Annotated in this window: 18 protein-coding genes; 2 read left to right on the top strand and 16 right to left on the bottom strand. The window is 59.9% G+C overall.

The genetic code is table 11. The annotated features are described in order from the left end of the window. Positions 1-64 precede the first annotated feature (64 nt). Positions 65-1,213: an acyl-CoA dehydrogenase family protein gene (locus KW839_RS12435; RefSeq protein ID WP_218424506.1), complete on the top strand. Its 1,149-nt coding sequence runs from the start codon at positions 65-67 to the stop codon at positions 1,211-1,213. 143 nt (positions 1,214-1,356) lie between these two features. On the opposite strand, the gene KW839_RS12430 is transcribed toward KW839_RS12435, so the two are convergent. The 9 genes from KW839_RS12430 to KW839_RS12390 form a co-directional block, all read right to left on the bottom strand. Beyond that, a complete protein-coding gene (locus KW839_RS12430; protein WP_008057870.1) occupies positions 1,357-1,905 on the bottom strand; it encodes an adenine phosphoribosyltransferase in 549 nt (182 codons plus the stop codon). Between the two features lie 80 nt (positions 1,906-1,985). Beyond that, the gene (fnr, locus tag KW839_RS12425; protein ID WP_218424505.1) at positions 1,986-2,720 is read right to left on the bottom strand and encodes a fumarate/nitrate reduction transcriptional regulator Fnr; all 735 of its coding nucleotides are present in this window, start codon (positions 2,718-2,720) and stop codon (positions 1,986-1,988) included. Between the two features lie 93 nt (positions 2,721-2,813). Continuing rightward, positions 2,814-4,196, bottom strand: coding sequence for an oxygen-independent coproporphyrinogen III oxidase (gene hemN / locus KW839_RS12420; RefSeq protein WP_060539912.1), 1,383 nt, complete (start codon positions 4,194-4,196; stop codon positions 2,814-2,816). Positions 4,197-4,306: 110 nt separating this feature from the next. Beyond that, positions 4,307-4,990: a sulfite exporter TauE/SafE family protein gene (locus KW839_RS12415; protein WP_060539779.1), complete on the bottom strand. Its 684-nt coding sequence runs from the start codon at positions 4,988-4,990 to the stop codon at positions 4,307-4,309. Then, positions 4,983-5,201 (bottom strand): cbb3-type cytochrome oxidase assembly protein CcoS, encoded by a 219-nt coding sequence (gene ccoS, locus KW839_RS12410; RefSeq protein ID WP_060539778.1) that lies wholly within the window; start codon positions 5,199-5,201, stop codon positions 4,983-4,985. Before ccoS ends, KW839_RS12415 begins: the two co-directional genes overlap by 8 nt. Positions 5,202-5,223: 22 nt before the next feature. Next, on the bottom strand, positions 5,224-7,674 hold the full coding sequence (locus KW839_RS12405; protein WP_218424504.1) for a heavy metal translocating P-type ATPase: 2,451 nt from the start codon (positions 7,672-7,674) through the stop codon (positions 5,224-5,226). A gap of 168 nt (positions 7,675-7,842) precedes the next feature. Then, entirely contained in the window at positions 7,843-8,382 is a 540-nt protein-coding gene (locus tag KW839_RS12400) for a FixH family protein (RefSeq protein ID WP_060539776.1), read from the bottom strand. Positions 8,383-8,393: 11 nt separating this feature from the next. Then, complete coding sequence (ccoG, locus tag KW839_RS12395) at positions 8,394-9,809, bottom strand: cytochrome c oxidase accessory protein CcoG (protein WP_218424503.1); 1,416 nt, start codon at positions 9,807-9,809, stop codon at positions 8,394-8,396. 293 nt (positions 9,810-10,102) lie between these two features. Next, entirely contained in the window at positions 10,103-10,309 is a 207-nt protein-coding gene (locus KW839_RS12390; RefSeq protein ID WP_218424502.1) for a hypothetical protein, read from the bottom strand. Positions 10,310-10,606: 297 nt separating this feature from the next. On the opposite strand from KW839_RS12390, the gene KW839_RS12385 reads away from it, so the two are divergent. Continuing rightward, positions 10,607-11,620 (top strand): metallophosphoesterase, encoded by a 1,014-nt coding sequence (locus tag KW839_RS12385; RefSeq protein ID WP_218424501.1) that lies wholly within the window; start codon positions 10,607-10,609, stop codon positions 11,618-11,620. Between the two features lie 74 nt (positions 11,621-11,694). Here KW839_RS12385 and ccoP (KW839_RS12380) read toward each other — a convergent pair whose 3' ends face one another. The 7 genes from ccoP (KW839_RS12380) to ccoO (KW839_RS12350) all read right to left on the bottom strand — a co-directional run bounded on the left by ccoP (KW839_RS12380) (position 11,695) and on the right by ccoO (KW839_RS12350) (position 17,177). Beyond that, a complete protein-coding gene (gene ccoP / locus KW839_RS12380) occupies positions 11,695-12,678 on the bottom strand; it encodes a cytochrome-c oxidase, cbb3-type subunit III (RefSeq protein WP_218424500.1) in 984 nt (327 codons plus the stop codon). Next, the gene (locus KW839_RS12375; protein ID WP_003175465.1) at positions 12,675-12,860 is read right to left on the bottom strand and encodes a CcoQ/FixQ family Cbb3-type cytochrome c oxidase assembly chaperone; all 186 of its coding nucleotides are present in this window, start codon (positions 12,858-12,860) and stop codon (positions 12,675-12,677) included. Before KW839_RS12375 ends, ccoP (KW839_RS12380) begins: the two co-directional genes overlap by 4 nt. A 5-nt stretch (positions 12,861-12,865) precedes the next feature. Continuing rightward, positions 12,866-13,474 carry a cytochrome-c oxidase, cbb3-type subunit II gene (ccoO, locus tag KW839_RS12370; protein ID WP_024164411.1) on the bottom strand — a complete coding sequence of 203 codons (609 nt, stop codon included), beginning with the start codon at positions 13,472-13,474 and terminating at the stop codon, positions 12,866-12,868. Then, entirely contained in the window at positions 13,474-14,916 is a 1,443-nt protein-coding gene (ccoN, locus tag KW839_RS12365; protein ID WP_060539771.1) for a cytochrome-c oxidase, cbb3-type subunit I, read from the bottom strand. The genes ccoO (KW839_RS12370) and ccoN overlap by 1 nt, the downstream gene beginning before the upstream one ends. 498 nt (positions 14,917-15,414) lie before the next feature. Next, positions 15,415-16,371 (bottom strand): cytochrome-c oxidase, cbb3-type subunit III, encoded by a 957-nt coding sequence (gene ccoP / locus KW839_RS12360; protein ID WP_218424499.1) that lies wholly within the window; start codon positions 16,369-16,371, stop codon positions 15,415-15,417. Then, positions 16,368-16,565: a cbb3-type cytochrome c oxidase subunit 3 gene (locus KW839_RS12355; protein ID WP_060539769.1), complete on the bottom strand. Its 198-nt coding sequence runs from the start codon at positions 16,563-16,565 to the stop codon at positions 16,368-16,370. Before KW839_RS12355 ends, ccoP (KW839_RS12360) begins: the two co-directional genes overlap by 4 nt. 3 nt (positions 16,566-16,568) lie before the next feature. Next, positions 16,569-17,177 carry a cytochrome-c oxidase, cbb3-type subunit II gene (ccoO, locus tag KW839_RS12350; RefSeq protein ID WP_218424498.1) on the bottom strand — a complete coding sequence of 203 codons (609 nt, stop codon included), beginning with the start codon at positions 17,175-17,177 and terminating at the stop codon, positions 16,569-16,571. Between the last annotated feature and the right edge of the window lie 7 nt (positions 17,178-17,184).

Genomic DNA, 17,184 nt, shown 5'->3' with positions numbered 1-17,184 from the left:
AATCCAGTTGAAAACCAAGCAAGCGCTCGGTTAACTTCACTGAACCCTTCAGTGGAGTTCGCCGATGTCTGCCTTGCAGGAATACTTCGACCCCAGCCACCAATTGGTCCGTGACAGCGTCAGACGTTTCGTCGAGCGCGAGATTCTTCCTGACATCGACCAGTGGGAAGAAGCCGAAAGCTTTCCCCGTGATCTCTACCTCAAGGCCGGCGCGGCGGGAATACTCGGCATCGGCTACCCCGAGGTCCTGGGTGGGAGCCATGAAGGCGATCTGTTCGCCAAGATCGCCGCCAGCGAAGAGTTGATGCGCTGTGGCTCTGGCGGCCTGGTGGCGGGGCTCGGTTCGCTGGATATCGGCCTGCCGCCGATACTCAAATGGGCCCGACCTGAAGTTCGCGACCGAGTGGTGCCGCAGGTGCTGGCCGGGGAGAAAGTCAGTGCCTTGGCCGTAACCGAACCCGGTGGTGGCTCCGACGTCGCCAATCTGCAAACCCGCGCCGTGCGTGACGGCGATTGCTACCGCGTCAGTGGCAGCAAAACCTTTATCACCAGCGGCGTGCGTGCCGACTTCTACACAGTTGCGGTGCGCACCGGGGCTCCAGGTTTTGGCGGCATCAGTCTGTTACTGATCGAGAAGGGTACGCCAGGTTTCACTGTGGGCCGCCAGTTGAAGAAAATGGGCTGGTGGGCGTCGGACACCGCTGAGCTGTTCTTCGACGATTGCAGGGTGCCAGCAGGCAATTTGATCGGCGGTGAGAACATGGGCTTCGCCTGCATCATGGGTAACTTCCAGAGCGAGCGACTGGCCCTGGCGCTGATGGCCAACATGACCGCGCAGCTTGCGCTTGAGGAAAGCCTGAAATGGGCGCGTCAACGCGAAGCCTTTGGCAAACCGATTGGCAAGTTCCAGGTGATCAAGCATCGCCTCGCCGAGATGGCTACGGCCCTGGAAGTGTCCCGGGAGTTCACCTATCGCCAGGCGGCGAAAATGGCGGTGGGGCAGAGTGTCATCAAGGAAATATCCATGGCCAAGAATTTTGCCACGGACACGGCGGACCGGATCGTTACCGATGCGGTGCAGATCCTCGGTGGTTCAGGGTATATGCGCGAGAGTCTGGTGGAGCGGCTGTATCGGGATAACCGGATCCTGTCGATTGGCGGCGGGACGCGGGAAGTGATGAACGAGATCATCAGCAAGCAGATGGGGCTTTGATTGATCTTGTAGGTGTGGTGTCTGTACTGCCCGCTTCGCGAGCAAGCCCGCTCCCACAGGGGCTTGGTCGTTCACACTACTGATGTACACCAGAGAACCTGTGGGAGCGGGCTTGCTCGCGAAGAGGGCAGTCCAGGCGCCGCTTACTTATCGCTCAACGCAAACTGCGTCAGGCAGAAAGTCGGGATGCCCATGTCTTCCAGGCGCTGGGACCCGCCCAGCTCCGGCAGATCGATAATCGCCGCTGCCTCGTGCACCCGTGCGCCCATGCGACGGATCAGGTTTGCCGCCGCAATCAGGGTGCCACCGGTGGCGATCAGGTCATCGAACATCACCACCGAGTCGCCTTCACAGAGGCTGTCGGCGTGCACTTCAAGGAACGCTTCGCCGTACTCGGTGGCATAGCCCTCGGCGAGTACGTCGGCCGGCAGCTTTCCTTGCTTGCGGAACAGCACCAACGGCTTGTTCAGCTGATAAGCCAGCACCGAGCCGATCAGGAAGCCGCGGGCATCCATGGCGCCGATGTGGGTGAAGTCGGCCTCGACGTAACGGTGGGCGAAACTGTCCATCACCAGGCGCAGGGCCGTTGGCGACTGGAACAGCGGGGTAATGTCGCGGAAGATCACGCCTGGTTTCGGAAAGTCGATGACCGGGCGGATAAGGGATTTGATGTCGAAAGAGTCGAAGACCATTATCGAAGAGTCCTGGCAGGGCTGCAAACGGCGCAGTATAACGGCGGCTGAACCGTTTCGCTCAGCCGCAATGATTTGTATCAGCTATCCACCGAGCCACCGGCCAGGGCGCAGAGCTCGATAGGATCAAGGATGTGGATCTCCTTGCCTTCGGCGGCGATCAATTCGTTCTGCTGGAAGCGCGTAAAGACGCGGGAAACGGTCTCCACGGCCAGGCCCAGGTAGTTGCCGATTTCGTTGCGCGACATACTCAGGCGGAACTGATTGGCAGAAAAGCCCCGGGCACGAAAGCGCGCCGAGAGATTAACGAGGAAAGTGGCGATGCGCTCGTCGGCGGTCTTTTTCGACAGCAGCAGCATCATCTGCTGGTCGTCACGGATCTCGCGGCTCATCACACGCATCAATTGGCGACGCAGTTGTGGCAGTTGCATGGCCAGTTCATCGAGGCGTTCGAACGGAATTTCACAGACCGAGGTCGTCTCCAGGGCTTGTGCCGATACCGGATGCTTTTCGGTGTCCATGCCTGACAGGCCGACCAATTCGCTTGGCAGATGGAAACCGGTGAGCTGCTCTTCGCCGGAATCACTGAGGCTGAACGTTTTCAGGGCGCCGGAGCGTACCGCGTAGACGGAATCAAAGGTATCGCCCTGGCGGAACAGAAACTCGCCCTTTTTCAGCGGGCGGCCCCGTTTGACAATGTCGTCCAGCGCATCCATGTCTTCCAGATTCAGCGAAAGTGGCAGGCAGAGAGGCGCGAGGCTGCAGTCCTTGCAGTGTGCCTGAGTGTGGGTGCGCAGTTTGACTGGCTCGGACATTTCTTCAATCCTTGTGGGAAATCACACATTAGGTGTAAGGGTAACCCACCCAAGGACATTGAGGCCAGCCTGTGGCGGTTTTGTCACGCCAGTCTAGATGACTCGTGAAAACCGCTGATAGCCGTGTTGTGCAAGGTATGCATCGAAGACCATACACACTGAGCGCACCAACAGTCGCCCGGCAGGCAATACTGTGATTCGGTCGCTATCGAGTTCGATCAGCCCGTCGTTGGCCATGTCCTGCAGTTGCGGCCAGAGCTCGCCGAAGTAGCCTTGAAAATCGATGTTGAACACCTGCTCGATCTCGCTGAATTCCAGGCTGAATTGGCAGATCAATTGCTGGATGACCGCGCGCCGCAGGCGATCGTCGGCGTCGCACAGCAGGCCGCGGCTGGTTGCCAGCTGCGATGAAGCGAGTGCGTTCTGGTACTCGCTCAGGTCGCTGCTGTTCTGGCAGTAAAGGTCGCCGATCTGACTGATGGCCGATACGCCCAGGCCGATCAAGTCGCAATGACCATGGGTGGTGTAACCCTGGAAGTTGCGTTGCAGGGTTGACTCCTCCTGGGCGATCGCCAGTTCATCGTCGGGCAGGGCGAAGTGGTCCATGCCGATGTAGCGGTAACCGGCAGCGGTCAGCTGTTCGATGGTGCGTTGCAGGATCTCCAGTTTCTGTGTCGGGCTTGGCAGTTCGGCGACGTTGATCCGTCGTTGTGGCATGAAGCGCTCCGGCAGGTGCGCGTAATTGAATACCGACAGGCGATCCGGTTGCAGGCTGATGACTTCTTCGACGGTGCGGGCGAAATTCTCCGGCGTCTGTTTCGGCAGGCCGTAGATCAGGTCAATGTTGATCGAGCGAAACTGCAGGGTGCGGGCTGCGTCGATCACCGCACGGGTTTCTTCCAGGCTTTGCATGCGATTGACCGCGCGCTGTACGGCGGGGTCAAGGTCTTGCAGGCCGATACTGACCCGATTGAAGCCCAACTCGCGCAGCAGGCCCATGGTCGACCAATCGGCCTCGCGAGGGTCGATTTCGATGCCGTAGTCGCCAGAGTCGTCATCGAGCAGGTTGAAGTGTTTGCGCAGATGCGTCATCAGCTGGCGCAGTTCGTCGTGGCTGAGAAAGGTCGGAGTGCCACCACCGAAATGCAGTTGCTCGACTTTTTGCGTGGGGTCCAGATGGCGGGCGATCAGCTGGATTTCCTGCTCCAGGCGCTGCAAATAGGGGGCCGCACGGCCGCGGTCCTTGGTGATGACTTTGTTGCAGCCGCAGTAGTAGCAGATGTTCGCGCAAAACGGCACGTGTACGTACAGCGACAGAGGTCGCTGGGCCTTGCGGCTCTCACGCAGCGCATGGAACAGGTCGAAGCTGCCCACCTGAGGGTTGAATTGCATGGCGGTCGGGTAGGAGGTGTAGCGCGGTCCCGCAAGGTCATAGCGGTGGATCAGATCGGTGTCCCAACGAATGGCGTCGAGCATCATGCGGGCGTTCCCCCCGGGTGGACTGGCATTTTTCGGCTAGTCTAGTGGGCGGAGCGGTTGGGCATCTTGACTTGCATCAAAGTCTAAACGTCAAAAGATCTTGCCCTTTAATGCCCCATCAACCAATGCTGATGCGGCCCCGGCAAGGTCCAGATGCCGAACAGCATCACCAGCAACCCGCCGGCCATGCGCACGCTGCGTTTGCGCAACAGCGCCGTGACGCGTTCGGCGGCCAGGCCGGTGGCGAGCAACACCGGCCAGGTACCCAGCCCGAAGGCGAGCATCAACAATGCGCTGTCCAGGGCATTGCCCTGGCTGGCTGACCACAGCAATGTGCTGTAAACCAGGCCGCAAGGCAGCCAGCCCCAGAGAGCGCCCAGCAATAACGCACGGGGTACGCTCGACACCGGCAGCAGTTTGTTCGCCACGGGCTGGATATGTCGCCACAGGCCGCGACCGAGGCTTTCGATGCGGGTCAGGCCGCTCCACCAGCCGGCCAGGTACAGGCCCATGGCGATCAGCAGCAGGCCGGCGAGCACGCGCATTATCAACGCCGCCGGGCTGTTGGCCACCGCCCAGCCGGCCAGGCCGATGAGCAATCCGGCGCAGGCATAACTGAGGATTCGCCCCAGGTTGTAGGCCAGCAACAGGCGAAAGCGGCGGCTGCGCTGTTCCTTGGGAATCGCCAGGGTCAACGCGCCCATCAGGCCGCCACACATACCCAGGCAATGCCCGCCGCCGAGCAGGCCGAGAATTACCGCAGACACCAGCAGTGGCGCCAGTTCAAGCATGGGGTGGCGCCTTGTCGTCCGGTTTGGCCGGATGGCCGCTGGCCTCGTCGACGGCAGCGGTGTGCTTCGGGTCCTGATCGTCGAAGAGGATGCTGTGGGCCGGGCCGTCAAGGTCGTCGTACTGGCCGCTGTCCACCGCCCAGAAGAAAATGTAGACGGCGATGGCTACGAGCAGCAGGGCGGCCGGGATCATCACGTAGAGAGCTGGCATCTGGACTCCATGCTCGCGCGGCTCAGGCCGGCAGCGGGCGGGTTTCTGGCGTGGCGTGGGCATCCGGCGCGCCGGGCAGGCGGGTCAGGCGCAGGGCGTTCAACACCACGGTCAACGAACTGATGGACATGCCGACAGCAGCCCACACCGGGGTGATCCAGCCGAGCGCGGCGAACGGCAACATGAGGCCATTGTACAGCGCAGCCCACAGCAGGTTCTCGATAATCACCCGACGGGTGCGGCGCGCCAGGCTGAAGGCCTGCACCAGTGCGTCGAGTCGATTGGACAGCAGCACGGCGTCGGCGCTGGTTTTCGCCAGGTCGGTGGCCGAACCCATGGCGACACTGATGTCGGCGGCGGCCAGGACTGGCACATCGTTGACTCCGTCCCCCAGCATCAGCACTTTGCGACCTTCTTTATGCAGTTGTTGCAGGACCTGCAGCTTATCGTCAGGGCGCAAGCCGCCCTGTGCTTCATCGATGCCCAGTTGCGCGGCGACACTGGCGACCATCGGCGAGCTGTCGCCGGACAGCAACAGCGTCCGCCAGCCTCGGGCCTTGCAAGCCGCCAGCAGCGCCGGTGCATCAGCGCGCAAGCGGTCGTCGAGCACCAGCCAGGCCAGCGGTCCCTGACTGTCGCCGAGCAGCAGCCATTGCCCGGGTTCATCAGGCATAACGGGTATTTCGGCGCCACTGAGCTGGCAGACAAAACCGGGCTGGCCAATACGCAGGCGTTGCAAGCCGACCACGCCTTCGAGGCCAAGGCCCGGGGTGCTGTGAACCTCGTCGGCGGCCTGAGGCGCGCGTCCGAAGGCTCGGGCGATCGGGTGTTCGGAGCGGTTTTCCAGGGCGGCGGCGAGGCTCAGGCATTGATCGCTGTCCAGCGCACCGAGAGGGCGAATCGAACGTAATGCCAGGCGACCTTCGGTGAGAGTGCCGGTCTTGTCGAAAATCACCGTGTCGATCTGGTTCAAGCCTTCCAGCACATGGCCGCGGGTCAGCAGCAGGCCGAGTTTGTGCAGGGTGCCGGTCGCTGCAGTCAGGGCGGTCGGAGTGGCCAGGGACAAGGCACAGGGGCAGGTCGCCACGAGCATCGCCAGCACTATCCAGAAGGCCCGGGACGGGTCGAGCTGCCACCACAGCAGGCCGATGGCGGCGGCAGCGACCAACGACAGCAACAGGAACCATTGCGCGGCGCGATCGGCAATTTCCGCCAGGCGTGGTTTTTCGGCCTGTGCGCGATCGAGCAGGCGCACGATCGCCGAGAGGCGGGTGTCCTGGCCGAGGGCCTGGACCTCGACCGTCAGTGCGCCTTCGACATTGAGGGTGCCAGCGGTAACGGCATCGCCGAGGGTTCGCGGTTGCGGCAGGTATTCGCCCGTCAGCAGCGATTCGTCGACGCTTGACTGGCCGTCGAGGATCTTGCCGTCAGCGGGAAGAATGGCGCCCGGATGGACCAGCACCTGGTCACCTACGCGCAGTTCGCTGAGCAGAATGCGTTCGCTCTGGCCATCGGTCGCCAGGCGCAGGCACGAGGCGGGCAACAGATTGACCAACTGCGCGGTGGCGGCGGCCGTGCGTTCCCGGGCCCGGCGCTCCAGATAGCGCCCGGCGAGCAGGAACAGGGCAAACATGCCGACGGCGTCGAAATACAGTTCGCCGACCCCGGTGATCGAGGTCCAGATCCCGGCGATGTAGGCGCTGCCGATGGCCAGCGACACCGAGACATCCATGGTCAGGTGGCGGGTACGCAGATCACGCATGGCGCCTTTGAAGAAGGGGGCGCAACTGTAGAAAACGATCGGGGTGGTGAGAAACAGTGCGACCCAGCGCAGGATGGTGTGCAGTTCCGGGCTGAGGTCGATGTTGAATTCCGGCCAGGTCGCCATGGTCGCCATCATCGCCTGGAACCACAGCAACCCGGCAACGCCGAGTTGACGCAGGGCCAGGCGGTTTTCCCTGGCCAGTTGTTCGCTGGCGCGGTCGGCCTGGTAGGGGTGCGCGGCGTAACCGATGTGACGCAGTTCGCTGAGCACCTGGCTCAGGGGCAATTGCGCGTCGGCCCAGCGCACATGCAGGCGATGGTTGGACAGGTTCAGGCGCGCCTCGGCCACCGCCGGCAGGGCGCGCAAGTGTTTTTCGATCAACCAGCCACAGGCGGCGCAACTGATGCCTTCCATCAGCAGCGTGGTTTCGGCCAGTTCGCCTTCGTGGCGGACAAAGGGTTGCTGCACGTCGGCGCGGTCGTACAGCGCCAGTTCGTCCACCAGTTGCACCGGTAACGCTTCGGGATTGGCCGAGGCTTCGCTGCGATGCTGGTAATAGCTTTCCAGCCCACCGGCGACAATGGCTTGGGCCACGGCCTGGCATCCCGGGCAGCAGAATTCGCGGGTGTCCCCGAGCACGACGGCGGTGAAGCGGCTGCCGGACGGGACGGGCAGGGCGCAGTGGTAGCAGGGGAGTGGGGTGGTCATGGGGTTTTCATTAATGCCGCAGGATCTCTGTCGTCAAGTAAGGCCTCTTCGTCGGAACGCCGCCCGGACCAAGCCCGCTCCCACAGGGATCATGGGCGTATGCAAAATCTTTGCACGACATTGATCAACTGTGGGAGCGGGCTTGCTCGCGATGCGCGAAGCGCGGCTTTATTTCTTCAGGTCTTCCGCGCCCTGCAACGGCTCGTCGCCCAGCAACAGATCCTTGTCATGGCTGACCAGCTCTTCTTCGAACATGCGCCAGATGTGGTCGTCCTGGGTGCCGAGCAATTCGACAAAACGTCGACCTTCGATCTTGTCGCTCAGTTGCCCAATGTAGCGGCCCTGCTCGCTGTCGCTGCGGGCCAGGGTGATCTTGCGATCCTTCTCCGGCTGGGTCGGCGAAATCAGGTTCAGTTCCAGGGTCTTGGGCTGGCTGATGCCGCTCAGGCGCAAATCCACTTCGCCGGTGACGTCATCCAGGTGAATGCTGGCGCGCATCTGCAGGGTCTGGGCCAGCAGTTCGCGGTCCAGGGAGCGGTTGATGCCTTTGCCTGCCTCGTAATAGTTGTCGTTGACCAGGTTGTCCGGATTTTTCACCGCAATGGTCACCATGGACAAGGTCAAGGCCACCGAGCAGGCCAGGATCCCGATGATGATCCACGGCCAGAGGTGCTTGTACCAGGGGCTTGCGGCGTTTGCTGCGGGCATGATCAATTCTCTCAACGAATTTGTGGGCCGATGAACCGGCTCTTGGCTTCAACTTGAACACTGTCGTCATCGGCATCCTTGAGGATGAATTTCACCTCGTTGGTGCTCGACGGCAGTTTTTCCGGCGCGACGGACAGCTCCGCCGGCTGGCTGACGATCTCGCCGGCCGCGACCTTGATCTCGCGTCGACCCTGCAGCCTTAGATCCGGCAGGCCGGTGGCTTCCAGCACGTACCTGTGATCGCGCTGGTCCTTGTTCATGATTTTCAGGCTGTAGACGTTTTCGATCCGGCCTTCGGCGTTCTCGCGATACAACACGCGGTCCTTGCTGACGTCGAAACCCACCAGCGAACGCATGAAGAATGCGGTCACCAGCAAGCTGATCATCGCCAGCAGCACCAGGGCATAGCCGATCAGGCGCGGGCGCAGTTTATGGGTTTTCTGTCCGGACAGGTTGTGCTCCGTGGTGTAGCTGATCAGCCCGCGCGGGTAGTCCATCTTGTCCATGATGGCGTCGCAGGCATCAATGCAGGCGGCACAGCCGATGCATTCGATTTGCAGGCCATCGCGGATATCGATGCCGGTCGGGCAGACCTGGACGCACATGGTGCAGTCGATGCAATCGCCCAGGCCCTGGGCCTTGTAGTCGACGCCTTTCTTGCGCGGCCCACGGCCTTCGCCACGGCGAGGATCGTAGGAAACGATCAGGGTGTCCTTGTCGAACATCACGCTCTGGAAGCGTGCGTACGGACACATGTAGATGCACACCTGTTCGCGCAGCCAGCCGGCATTGCCGTAGGTGGCGAGGGTGAAGAATCCGACCCAGAAATACGACCAGCCATCGGCCTGGCCGGTGAAGAAGTCGATCACCAGTTCACGGATCGGCGAGAAGTAACCTACGAAGGTCATGCCGGTGACGAACCCGATCAACAACCACAGACTGTGTTTGCTGAACTTGCGCAGGAATTTGTTGGCACTCATCGGCGCCTTGTCGAGCTTGATGCGCTGGTTGCGGTCGCCTTCGGTGACCTTTTCGCACCACATGAAAATCCACGTCCATACGCTTTGCGGGCAGGTATAGCCGCACCAGACCCGTCCGGCGTAGACGGTGATGAAGAACAGGCCGAAGGCGGCGATGATCAACATGCCGGACAGAAGTATGAAGTCCTGGGGCCAGAAGGTGGCGCCGAAAATGAAGAACTTGCGTTCCGGTACGTTCCACCAGACGGCCTGGTGTCCGCCCCAATTGATCCATACCGTACCGAAATACAGCAGGAACAGCGCGGCACCGCCAGCCATCCGCAGGTTGCGGAACAGCCCCGTGAAGGCGCGGGTGTAGATTTTTTCTCGAGAGGCGTAAAGGTCGACGCTGTTGTTGGCGTTCCTGGTGGGGGGCGTGACGTCGTGTACCGGAATCTGGTTGCTCATCATTGCATCCCACGGCAGTGGAAAAATGCCTCGGTCGATACGTGCCGACCGCGGTCAAAAAGGGGTATTGCAGTGGCGCAATGATACGCCTGTCGCTCTAGCCTGCGGGTGCGACCTTTGGTCGCGTTGGGGAAAAAACCTGGATGGTGTAGCAAATGTAACAAATCATGATGCAGGTCAATTGACTATAGACGATTGATCTTGCGCCCAAATGGCTTGGCCTTGCCAGGGATTGCAGTACGTGGGTACTGCAATCCGGATGCGCGCGACTCAATCTCCAGGGTTGGAGATGCTCAAGGCAGGCGACCGCCGCCCAGGGAGTCTATTCCACCTGTGTGGTTCCCGCCCTGGCTGGGAGCGCTGTTAGCCCTGTCGATAATGGACCTGGGTTTGCGCGTTGGATTCGTGGATTTGTCAGCTTGCGCGCAAGGTGGGTTTTCGGCTTCAGTTTGCTGTTCGATATGATCGGATTCGATATCGGTAATGTTTTGCTCGGACATGGTCAAACTTCCTTGTTCAATTGAATGAGTTTTGGGTCGTAAATTTGGTATGGATTGTTTAGTGACCCATCTTTTAAGTTAGCTTCTACTGTTGATTTCGTCGAATAAGGATTGATTTCAATTTGTAAGTTGTAATAGGCCGTTCATATCGTAATTTGTGCTTATTATTTTTGGCGTCGATGGGTTGGTCGCTGCTGGGTTTTTGCGTTAGTTTTATTACCCTGAGTGCACGTTATTCCAGATGGTCTGGAACCGTAATGGGTAGTTATTTGCTGGTTTGAATGGAAATGGATTTCTATGTGGTCAAATAAAAAAACCAGCCTGCTGCTGGGGGCGCTGATCTGGATCGTTCCGTTCCTGTCGCACTCTGCGCAAAAGAATGATTCCCCACTGCACATGGTCTTTTCCTCCAACCCGCAATACCCTCGGACCGAGGCCACTGAGAGCGGGCGGGTCGAATCCGACTCGGAGAGAGAAAAGCGCTCAAAGTTTCTGATCGAAGCCCAGTATTCGGATATCGCCGACTTCAGGAGGAATTCTGGTGGTCCTGACCAAGTGCCAGTCATGATCAATGGCGACCTTACAATGTACGGTCGTGGCTGGCAGCGGTCGGTGGTAATGCCGATTCTGCAGGAGAAACTGGAGAGCGTTTATGACTATGGGTTGGGTAAACGCGACTATGAAAAGAATTTGGCTAATTGCTTTTTGAATAGTTGCGCCGCAACCAGTATCGAGCATTTCAAAGGCCGGTACTGGGGCAAAGTAGACAGCATGGACTTTGGTGTGCGTGTGTCAGGTCGTACCGATGTTTATTACGGCAGTCTGGCGTACTCCAGGACCATAGGTGACGTGCATCTGGTGCAGTTGAATAATGAGCCGACTTACAGCGTGACGTTTTTTTCCGGGACACCTTTGATCAGTCCGTTGGAAGTGCGGATCACAGACGCGCTTGACTGGCTGGAAAGGGACCTGCGAAAAGCCCGGCAACAAGGCCGGATCATCATTCTGAATATGCACAAGGTGCGGGGCTGGATGGGCAGTGAACAGCAGATCGAACGGTTCAGAACCATGATCCAGGCTTACAAGGTGACAGCGGTGTTTGCCGGACACTACCACTGGCACTCGGGACGGTACTGGAATGCGTCCGACCGGTTCGGCAATGTGCCGGTGTTTCTCAGCGGTTCGGCAATCCGGCAGACATATCTGATCGCATCCATTTCCGCGGACAGGCAAGCACTGACGGTCAATCGTGTCGAGGGCAATTACTGGCCGGGTCGCCAGCTTGAGGCGGTCGTCGAGGTTCAGTATTAGCGTTGTTTGCTGCACAAAAAAACGGCCCCGTCAGTGACTGACGGGGCCGTTTTTTATTGCTTCAAGCGTTTGCCTTACTGGGCATCTTCCGCCGGAGCCTTCTCACCATGAGACAAGCTGTAGACGTAAGCGGCCAGCAGGTGAACCTTGTCGTTACCTTGCATTTGCTCTTGCGCAGGCATCTGGCCCTGACGGCCGTAACGGATGGTCTGTTGCAGTTGCGCGAAGCTCGAGCCATAGATGAACGCACCCGGGTGGGTCAGGTCAGGCGCGCCCATCGCTGGGGTGCCTTTGCCTTGCGGACCGTGGCAAGCCACGCAGTTGGCGGCGAACAGTTTCTGTCCGGCAACCGGATCAGCCTTGGCGTCTTCCGGCAGCTTGCGGCCATCGAGGTTGGTCACGACAAAAGCCGCGACGTCGGCAACGCCTTGCTCGCCGATCACTTCAGCCCACGCCGGCATGACGGCATGACGGCCGCCCATGATGGTGGTCTTGATGACTTCCGGTTCGCCACCCCAGCGCCAGTCAGCGTCGGTCAGGTTAGGGAAGCCATAAGCGCCCTTGGCGTCGGAGCCGTGGCAAACCGAGCAGTTGGAGGCGAACAGGCGGCCACCCATCTTCAGGGCTTGGGGGTCCTTGGCGACTTCTTCGATCGGCATGGAAGCGAACTTGGCGAAGATAGGACCGAACTTGGCGTCCGATTTGGCCATTTCCTTTTCCCACTCGTGAACGCCGGTCCAGCCGGTCTGGCCGTTGGCGAACGCGGTCTGCTTTTCGTTATCCAGGTAGTTGTAACCTGGCAGCAGGCCTTTCCAGTTGCCCAGGCCCGGGTACAGCGCCAGGTAGCCCAGGGCGAAAATGATGGTGCCCACGAACAGCATGAACCACCATTTCGGCAGCGGGTTGTCGTACTCCTCGATCCCGTCGAAGGAGTGCCCAACCGTCTCGTCCGTCTGCTCGTTGCGCTGGCCCTTGCGGGTCGACAGCAACAGCCAGGTCAGGGCGAAGATCGTACCGAGACTGAGGACTGTGACGTACAGACTCCAGAATGTAGTCATTCTTTGTTACTCCTAGAAGCTTGCTCGACGTGCTTGATGGCTTCGGGATCATCCGCGAAAGGCAGCAAGGTCGCGTCTTCAAACTCCGACTTGCGCTTGGGGCTGAACACCCACAGTGCCAGTCCAATGAAGGCCACCATTACAACAACGGTGCCCAGGCCACGAATCATCCCGATATCCATTTAGATCACCGTTTGCTTTTGATGATGGTGCCCAGGCCTTGCAGATAGGCCACCAGCGCGTCCATTTCGGTTTTGCCCTTCACGGCGTCTTTTGCACCGGCGATGTCTTCGTCGGTGTAAGGGACGCCGAGCGTGCGCAAGACTTCCATTTTCTTCGCGGTGTCCTTGCCGTCGAGCTTGTTTTCCACGAGGAACGGGTAGGCCGGCATTTTCGACTCAGGCACGACGTTGCGCGGGTTGTACAAGTGCGCACGCTGCCAGTCATCGGAGTAACGACCGCCGACACGGGCCAGGTCTGGACCGGTACGTTTGGAGCCCCACAGGAACGGGTGGTCCCAGACGCTTTCACCGGCAACGGAGTAGTGGCCATAGCGTTCGGTTTCAGCACGGAACGGACGGATCATCTGCGAGTGGCAGCCGACACAACCGTTAGCGATGTAAACGTCCCGGCCTTCCAGTTCAAGGGCGGAGCGGGGCTTCATGCCCTCGACCGGCTTGTTGGTGACATCCTGGAAAAACAGCGGAACGATCTGGGTCAGGCCGCCGATGCTGACGGCGATGACCATGAAGAAGGCCAGCAGGCCAATGTTCTTCTCGACTGCTTCATGCTTCATCAGTGAGCTCCAACTACGGCAATCTGTTCGGCGGCTTCGGCTTCTGCCGGGTTCGAGGCACGTACGGTACGGAATACGTTGTAAGCCATGAACAGCATGCCGGCAGCAAAGAACGCACCGCCCAGGGCGCGGACGATGAAGCCCGGGTGGCTGGCTTGCAGCGCTTCGACGAACGAGTAGGTGAGGGTGCCGTCATCGTTGATTGCACGCCACATCAGGCCCTGGGTGATGCCGTTGACCCACATCGAAGCGATGTAGAGCACGGTACCGATGGTCGCGAGCCAGAAGTGGGTGTTGATCAGGCCAGTGCTGTGCATCTGCGCACGACCGAACAGTTTCGGGATCATGTGGTAGACCGCGCCGATCGAGATCATTGCAACCCAGCCCAAGGCACCGGCGTGTACATGGCCGATGGTCCAGTCGGTGTAGTGCGACAGGGAGTTCACGGTCTTGATCGCCATCATCGGACCTTCGAAGGTCGACATGCCGTAGAACGCCAGGGACACCACCAGGAAGCGCAGGATCGGGTCGGTGCGCAGCTTATGCCAGGCACCCGACAGGGTCATCATGCCGTTGATCATGCCGCCCCAGCTTGGCGCCAGCAGGATGATCGACATTGCCATGCCCAGGGACTGAGCCCAGTCCGGCAAAGCGGTGTAGTGCAAGTGGTGGGGACCGGCCCAGATGTACAGGGTGATCAGTGCCCAGAAGTGCACGATCGACAGGCGATAGGAGTAGATCGGACGCTCGGCCTGCTTCGGTACGAAGTAGTACATCATCCCCAGGAAGCCGGTGGTCAGGAAGAAGCCCACGGCGTTGTGGCCGTACCACCACTGGATCATCGCGTCAGTCGCACCGGCGTAGGCCGAGTAGGACTTGAACAGGCTGACCGGCAGCGACATGTGGTTGACGATGTGCAGCATCGCCGTCACCAGGATGAAGGCACCGTAGAACCAGTTACCGACATAGATGTGCTTGGTCTTGCGCTTTACGATGGTGCCGAAGAACACCACAGCGTAGGTGACCCAGACAATGGCCAGCAGAATAGCCAGGGGCCATTCCAGTTCGGCGTATTCCTTGCTGGTGGTCAAACCCAAAGGCAAGGTAATGCCGGCACCGACGATCACCGCTTGCCATCCCCAGAAGGTGAAGGCCGCGAGGCTGTCGGAAATCAGTCGCGTCTGGCAGGTTCGCTGGACGACGTAATAAGAGGTGGCAAACAGTGCACATCCACCGAAGGCGAAAATCACCAGGTTGGTGTGCAACGGGCGCAGGCGTCCAAAGCTCGTCCATGGCAGACCGAAGTTCAACTCCGGCCAGACCAGTTGCGAGGCGATGAAGACACCGAGCCCCATGCCAAGGATCCCCCAGACCACCGTCATGATGGCGAACTGGCGGACTACCTTATAGTTATAAGCAGTCGGACTGATTGCTGTGCTCATTCTAAGGTTCCACGGTTTGGGTGTTTTATTAGGATTAAAAATCGGCCGCAAGTATGGAGAAAGCAGGGGGTCATTGCAACGCGCCATGACCTTGGTCAATGCTTTCAAATGCTGATTCTGCGGCCTTTCCATGCGCCGCGTAAGGACAAAATAGCCCAAGGGCAAAATGTCCCGGTGCAATCAAAAGGCGAGGGGTTCAGGTCGGATGTAACGGGGTGTGTTCAAACGCAACGATCGAGCGACCAAAGGCAATTGGCGCGACAGCCGGTTTTACCGGCCTTTGCGGCCTGTCCTCGGGCGAAATCGTCGAACACATCAGTCAATGTCGACCTGGAACCGCTGCTTGCCGGTCCGCATCGGGCAAGCTTAGACCCGAATTCGGGGAACTGAAAGGAAGACGCTGGGAGGGTGCGACAAAAAGAAGCAGCTTTGCCGTAACGGCGAGCCGCAAGCTACAAGCTCCAGGTTAGAGCCCGTAGTTGCGGCTTTGCTTTGCCTTTACTTGCTGCTGGTAGCTTGAAGCTTTTCGCTCAACTGCTCATCACTTCTCGAAAGGCTATACACGTAGGCTGCAAGCAGTTGCACCTTATCGTTGCCGAGCAATTCGTTCTGCGCCGGCATATGGCCCTGGCGACCATGGCGGATGGTTTGTTGCAGCTGCGCCAGGCTCGTACCGTAGATAAACCCGGCCGGGTGCGTCAGGTTTGGTGCGCCCATGGCTTCGGTGCCCTGGCCGTTTGCCCCGTGGCAAGCCACGCAGGTGCTGTTGAACGCCTGCTGTCCGGCTTGCAGATCCGCTGTGCTGTCGGCCGGCAGTGGCAGGCCGGCCAGATCATGACGGACATAGGCGGCGACGTTCTTCACGCCCTCTTCGCCGAGGATTTCACCCCAGGCCGGCATCGCCGCCACCCGGCCACCCATGATGGTGGTCTTGATAGTTTCCGCGGTGCCGCCCCAGCGCCAGTCGCTGTCCGCCAGGTTGGGAAAGCCGAAGGCACCCTTGGCATCGGAGCCGTGGCACACCGAGCAGTTGGACGCAAACAGGCGACTGCCCATTTTCAGTGCTTGTGGGTCCTTCGCTACTTCTTCCACGGGCATGGCGGCGAATTTGGCGAAGATCGGTCCGAACCTGGCGTCAGCCTTGTCCATCTCCTTTTCCCATTCATGCACGCCGGTCCAGCCGTTTTCGTAGCCGGGCAGGATGCCTTTCCAGTTACCCAGTCCCGGATAGAGGATCAGGTAGCCGACGGCAAACACCAGGGTGGCGACGAACAGCATGAACCACCATTTTGGCAACGGGTTGTCGTACTCCTCGATGCCATCGAAGCTATGGCCCATGGTCTGGTCGACGCTGCCCTTGCTTTCGCTCTTGCGGGTGGCGATCAACAGCCAGGTCAGGCCGATCAGGCTGCCGATGGTCAGTACGCAGATCCAGATACTCCAGAAGGTGGTCATGGCCGGGTACTCCTTGTTGCGCGATCGTGGGTGATGTCGGGTTGTGGCTCATCGGCGAATGGCAGCAGGCGCGCTTCGGCGAACTGCGGATTGCGCTTGCTGTTGAACACCCACAGCGTCAGGCCGACGAAGGCCACGAACACCACGACCGTACCCAGGCCGCGGATCATTCCAATGCTTAACTCAAAGAACATGGCTCACCTCTTGCTCTTGATCGCAGTGCCGAGCACTTGCAGGTAGGCGACCAACGCGTCCATTTCCGACTTGCCCTTGAGCGACTCGGCCGCACCGGCAATGTCCTCGTCGGTGTACGGCACGCCGAGGGTGCGCATGGTTTTGAGCTTGGTTGCGGTCTGACTGCTGTCGACCGGATTGGCCACCAGCCACGGATAGGCCGGCATCTTCGATTCCGGCACCACGTTGCGCGGGTTGTACAAGTGCGCACGGTGCCAGTCGTCCGAGTAGCGAGCGCCGACCCGGGCCAGGTCCGGACCGGTACGTTTGGAACCCCACAGGAACGGGTGATCCCACACGCTTTCACCGGCCACTGAGTAATGCCCGTAGCGTTCGGTCTCGGCGCGGAACGGCCGGATCATCTGCGAGTGGCAACCGACGCAGCCTTCGCGGATGTAGATGTCACGCCCTTCCAGTTGCAGCGCGGTATAGGGTTTCATGCCTTCCACCGGTTTATTGGTCACGTCCTGGAAGAACAGCGGGACGATCTGGGTCAGGCCGCCGATGCTCACGGCCAGGATCATCATCAGCAGCATCAGGCCGATGTTTTTCTCGATTGTTTCGTGTTTCATGGCGGAC

Origin of the sequence: Pseudomonas sp. PDM31 (assembly GCF_019218965.1) — a bacterium.
Taxonomy (GTDB): domain Bacteria; phylum Pseudomonadota; class Gammaproteobacteria; order Pseudomonadales; family Pseudomonadaceae; genus Aquipseudomonas.
Note: the sequence above shows the minus strand (reverse complement) of the source record. Positions and strands in the feature narration are given on the sequence as shown.

What these genes read in the sequence shown, in the direction of transcription:
- ccoO (WP_218424498.1), bottom strand. Translation starts at nt 17,177, where the DNA reads ATGAAACACGAAACAATCGAGAAAAACATCGGCCTGATGCTGCTGATG.
- KW839_RS12375 (WP_003175465.1), bottom strand. Translation starts at nt 12,860, where the DNA reads ATGGATATCGGGATGATTCGTGGCCTGGGCACCGTTGTTGTAATGGTG.
- fnr (WP_218424505.1), bottom strand. Translation starts at nt 2,720, where the DNA reads ATGTCCGAGCCAGTCAAACTGCGCACCCACACTCAGGCACACTGCAAG.
- ccoG (WP_218424503.1), bottom strand. Translation starts at nt 9,809, where the DNA reads ATGAGCAACCAGATTCCGGTACACGACGTCACGCCCCCCACCAGGAAC.
- KW839_RS12385 (WP_218424501.1), top strand. Translation starts at nt 10,607, where the DNA reads ATGTGGTCAAATAAAAAAACCAGCCTGCTGCTGGGGGCGCTGATCTGG.
- ccoN (WP_060539771.1), bottom strand. Translation starts at nt 14,916, where the DNA reads ATGAGCACAGCAATCAGTCCGACTGCTTATAACTATAAGGTAGTCCGC.
- ccoP (WP_218424499.1), bottom strand. Translation starts at nt 16,371, where the DNA reads ATGACCACCTTCTGGAGTATCTGGATCTGCGTACTGACCATCGGCAGC.
- KW839_RS12400 (WP_060539776.1), bottom strand. Translation starts at nt 8,382, where the DNA reads ATGCCCGCAGCAAACGCCGCAAGCCCCTGGTACAAGCACCTCTGGCCG.
- hemN (WP_060539912.1), bottom strand. Translation starts at nt 4,196, where the DNA reads ATGCTCGACGCCATTCGTTGGGACACCGATCTGATCCACCGCTATGAC.
- KW839_RS12405 (WP_218424504.1), bottom strand. Translation starts at nt 7,674, where the DNA reads ATGACCACCCCACTCCCCTGCTACCACTGCGCCCTGCCCGTCCCGTCC.
- ccoS (WP_060539778.1), bottom strand. Translation starts at nt 5,201, where the DNA reads ATGCCAGCTCTCTACGTGATGATCCCGGCCGCCCTGCTGCTCGTAGCC.
- KW839_RS12430 (WP_008057870.1), bottom strand. Translation starts at nt 1,905, where the DNA reads ATGGTCTTCGACTCTTTCGACATCAAATCCCTTATCCGCCCGGTCATC.
- KW839_RS12415 (WP_060539779.1), bottom strand. Translation starts at nt 4,990, where the DNA reads ATGCTTGAACTGGCGCCACTGCTGGTGTCTGCGGTAATTCTCGGCCTG.
- KW839_RS12435 (WP_218424506.1), top strand. Translation starts at nt 65, where the DNA reads ATGTCTGCCTTGCAGGAATACTTCGACCCCAGCCACCAATTGGTCCGT.
- ccoP (WP_218424500.1), bottom strand. Translation starts at nt 12,678, where the DNA reads ATGACTACATTCTGGAGTCTGTACGTCACAGTCCTCAGTCTCGGTACG.
- KW839_RS12355 (WP_060539769.1), bottom strand. Translation starts at nt 16,565, where the DNA reads ATGTTCTTTGAGTTAAGCATTGGAATGATCCGCGGCCTGGGTACGGTC.
- KW839_RS12390 (WP_218424502.1), bottom strand. Translation starts at nt 10,309, where the DNA reads ATGTCCGAGCAAAACATTACCGATATCGAATCCGATCATATCGAACAG.
- ccoO (WP_024164411.1), bottom strand. Translation starts at nt 13,474, where the DNA reads ATGAAGCATGAAGCAGTCGAGAAGAACATTGGCCTGCTGGCCTTCTTC.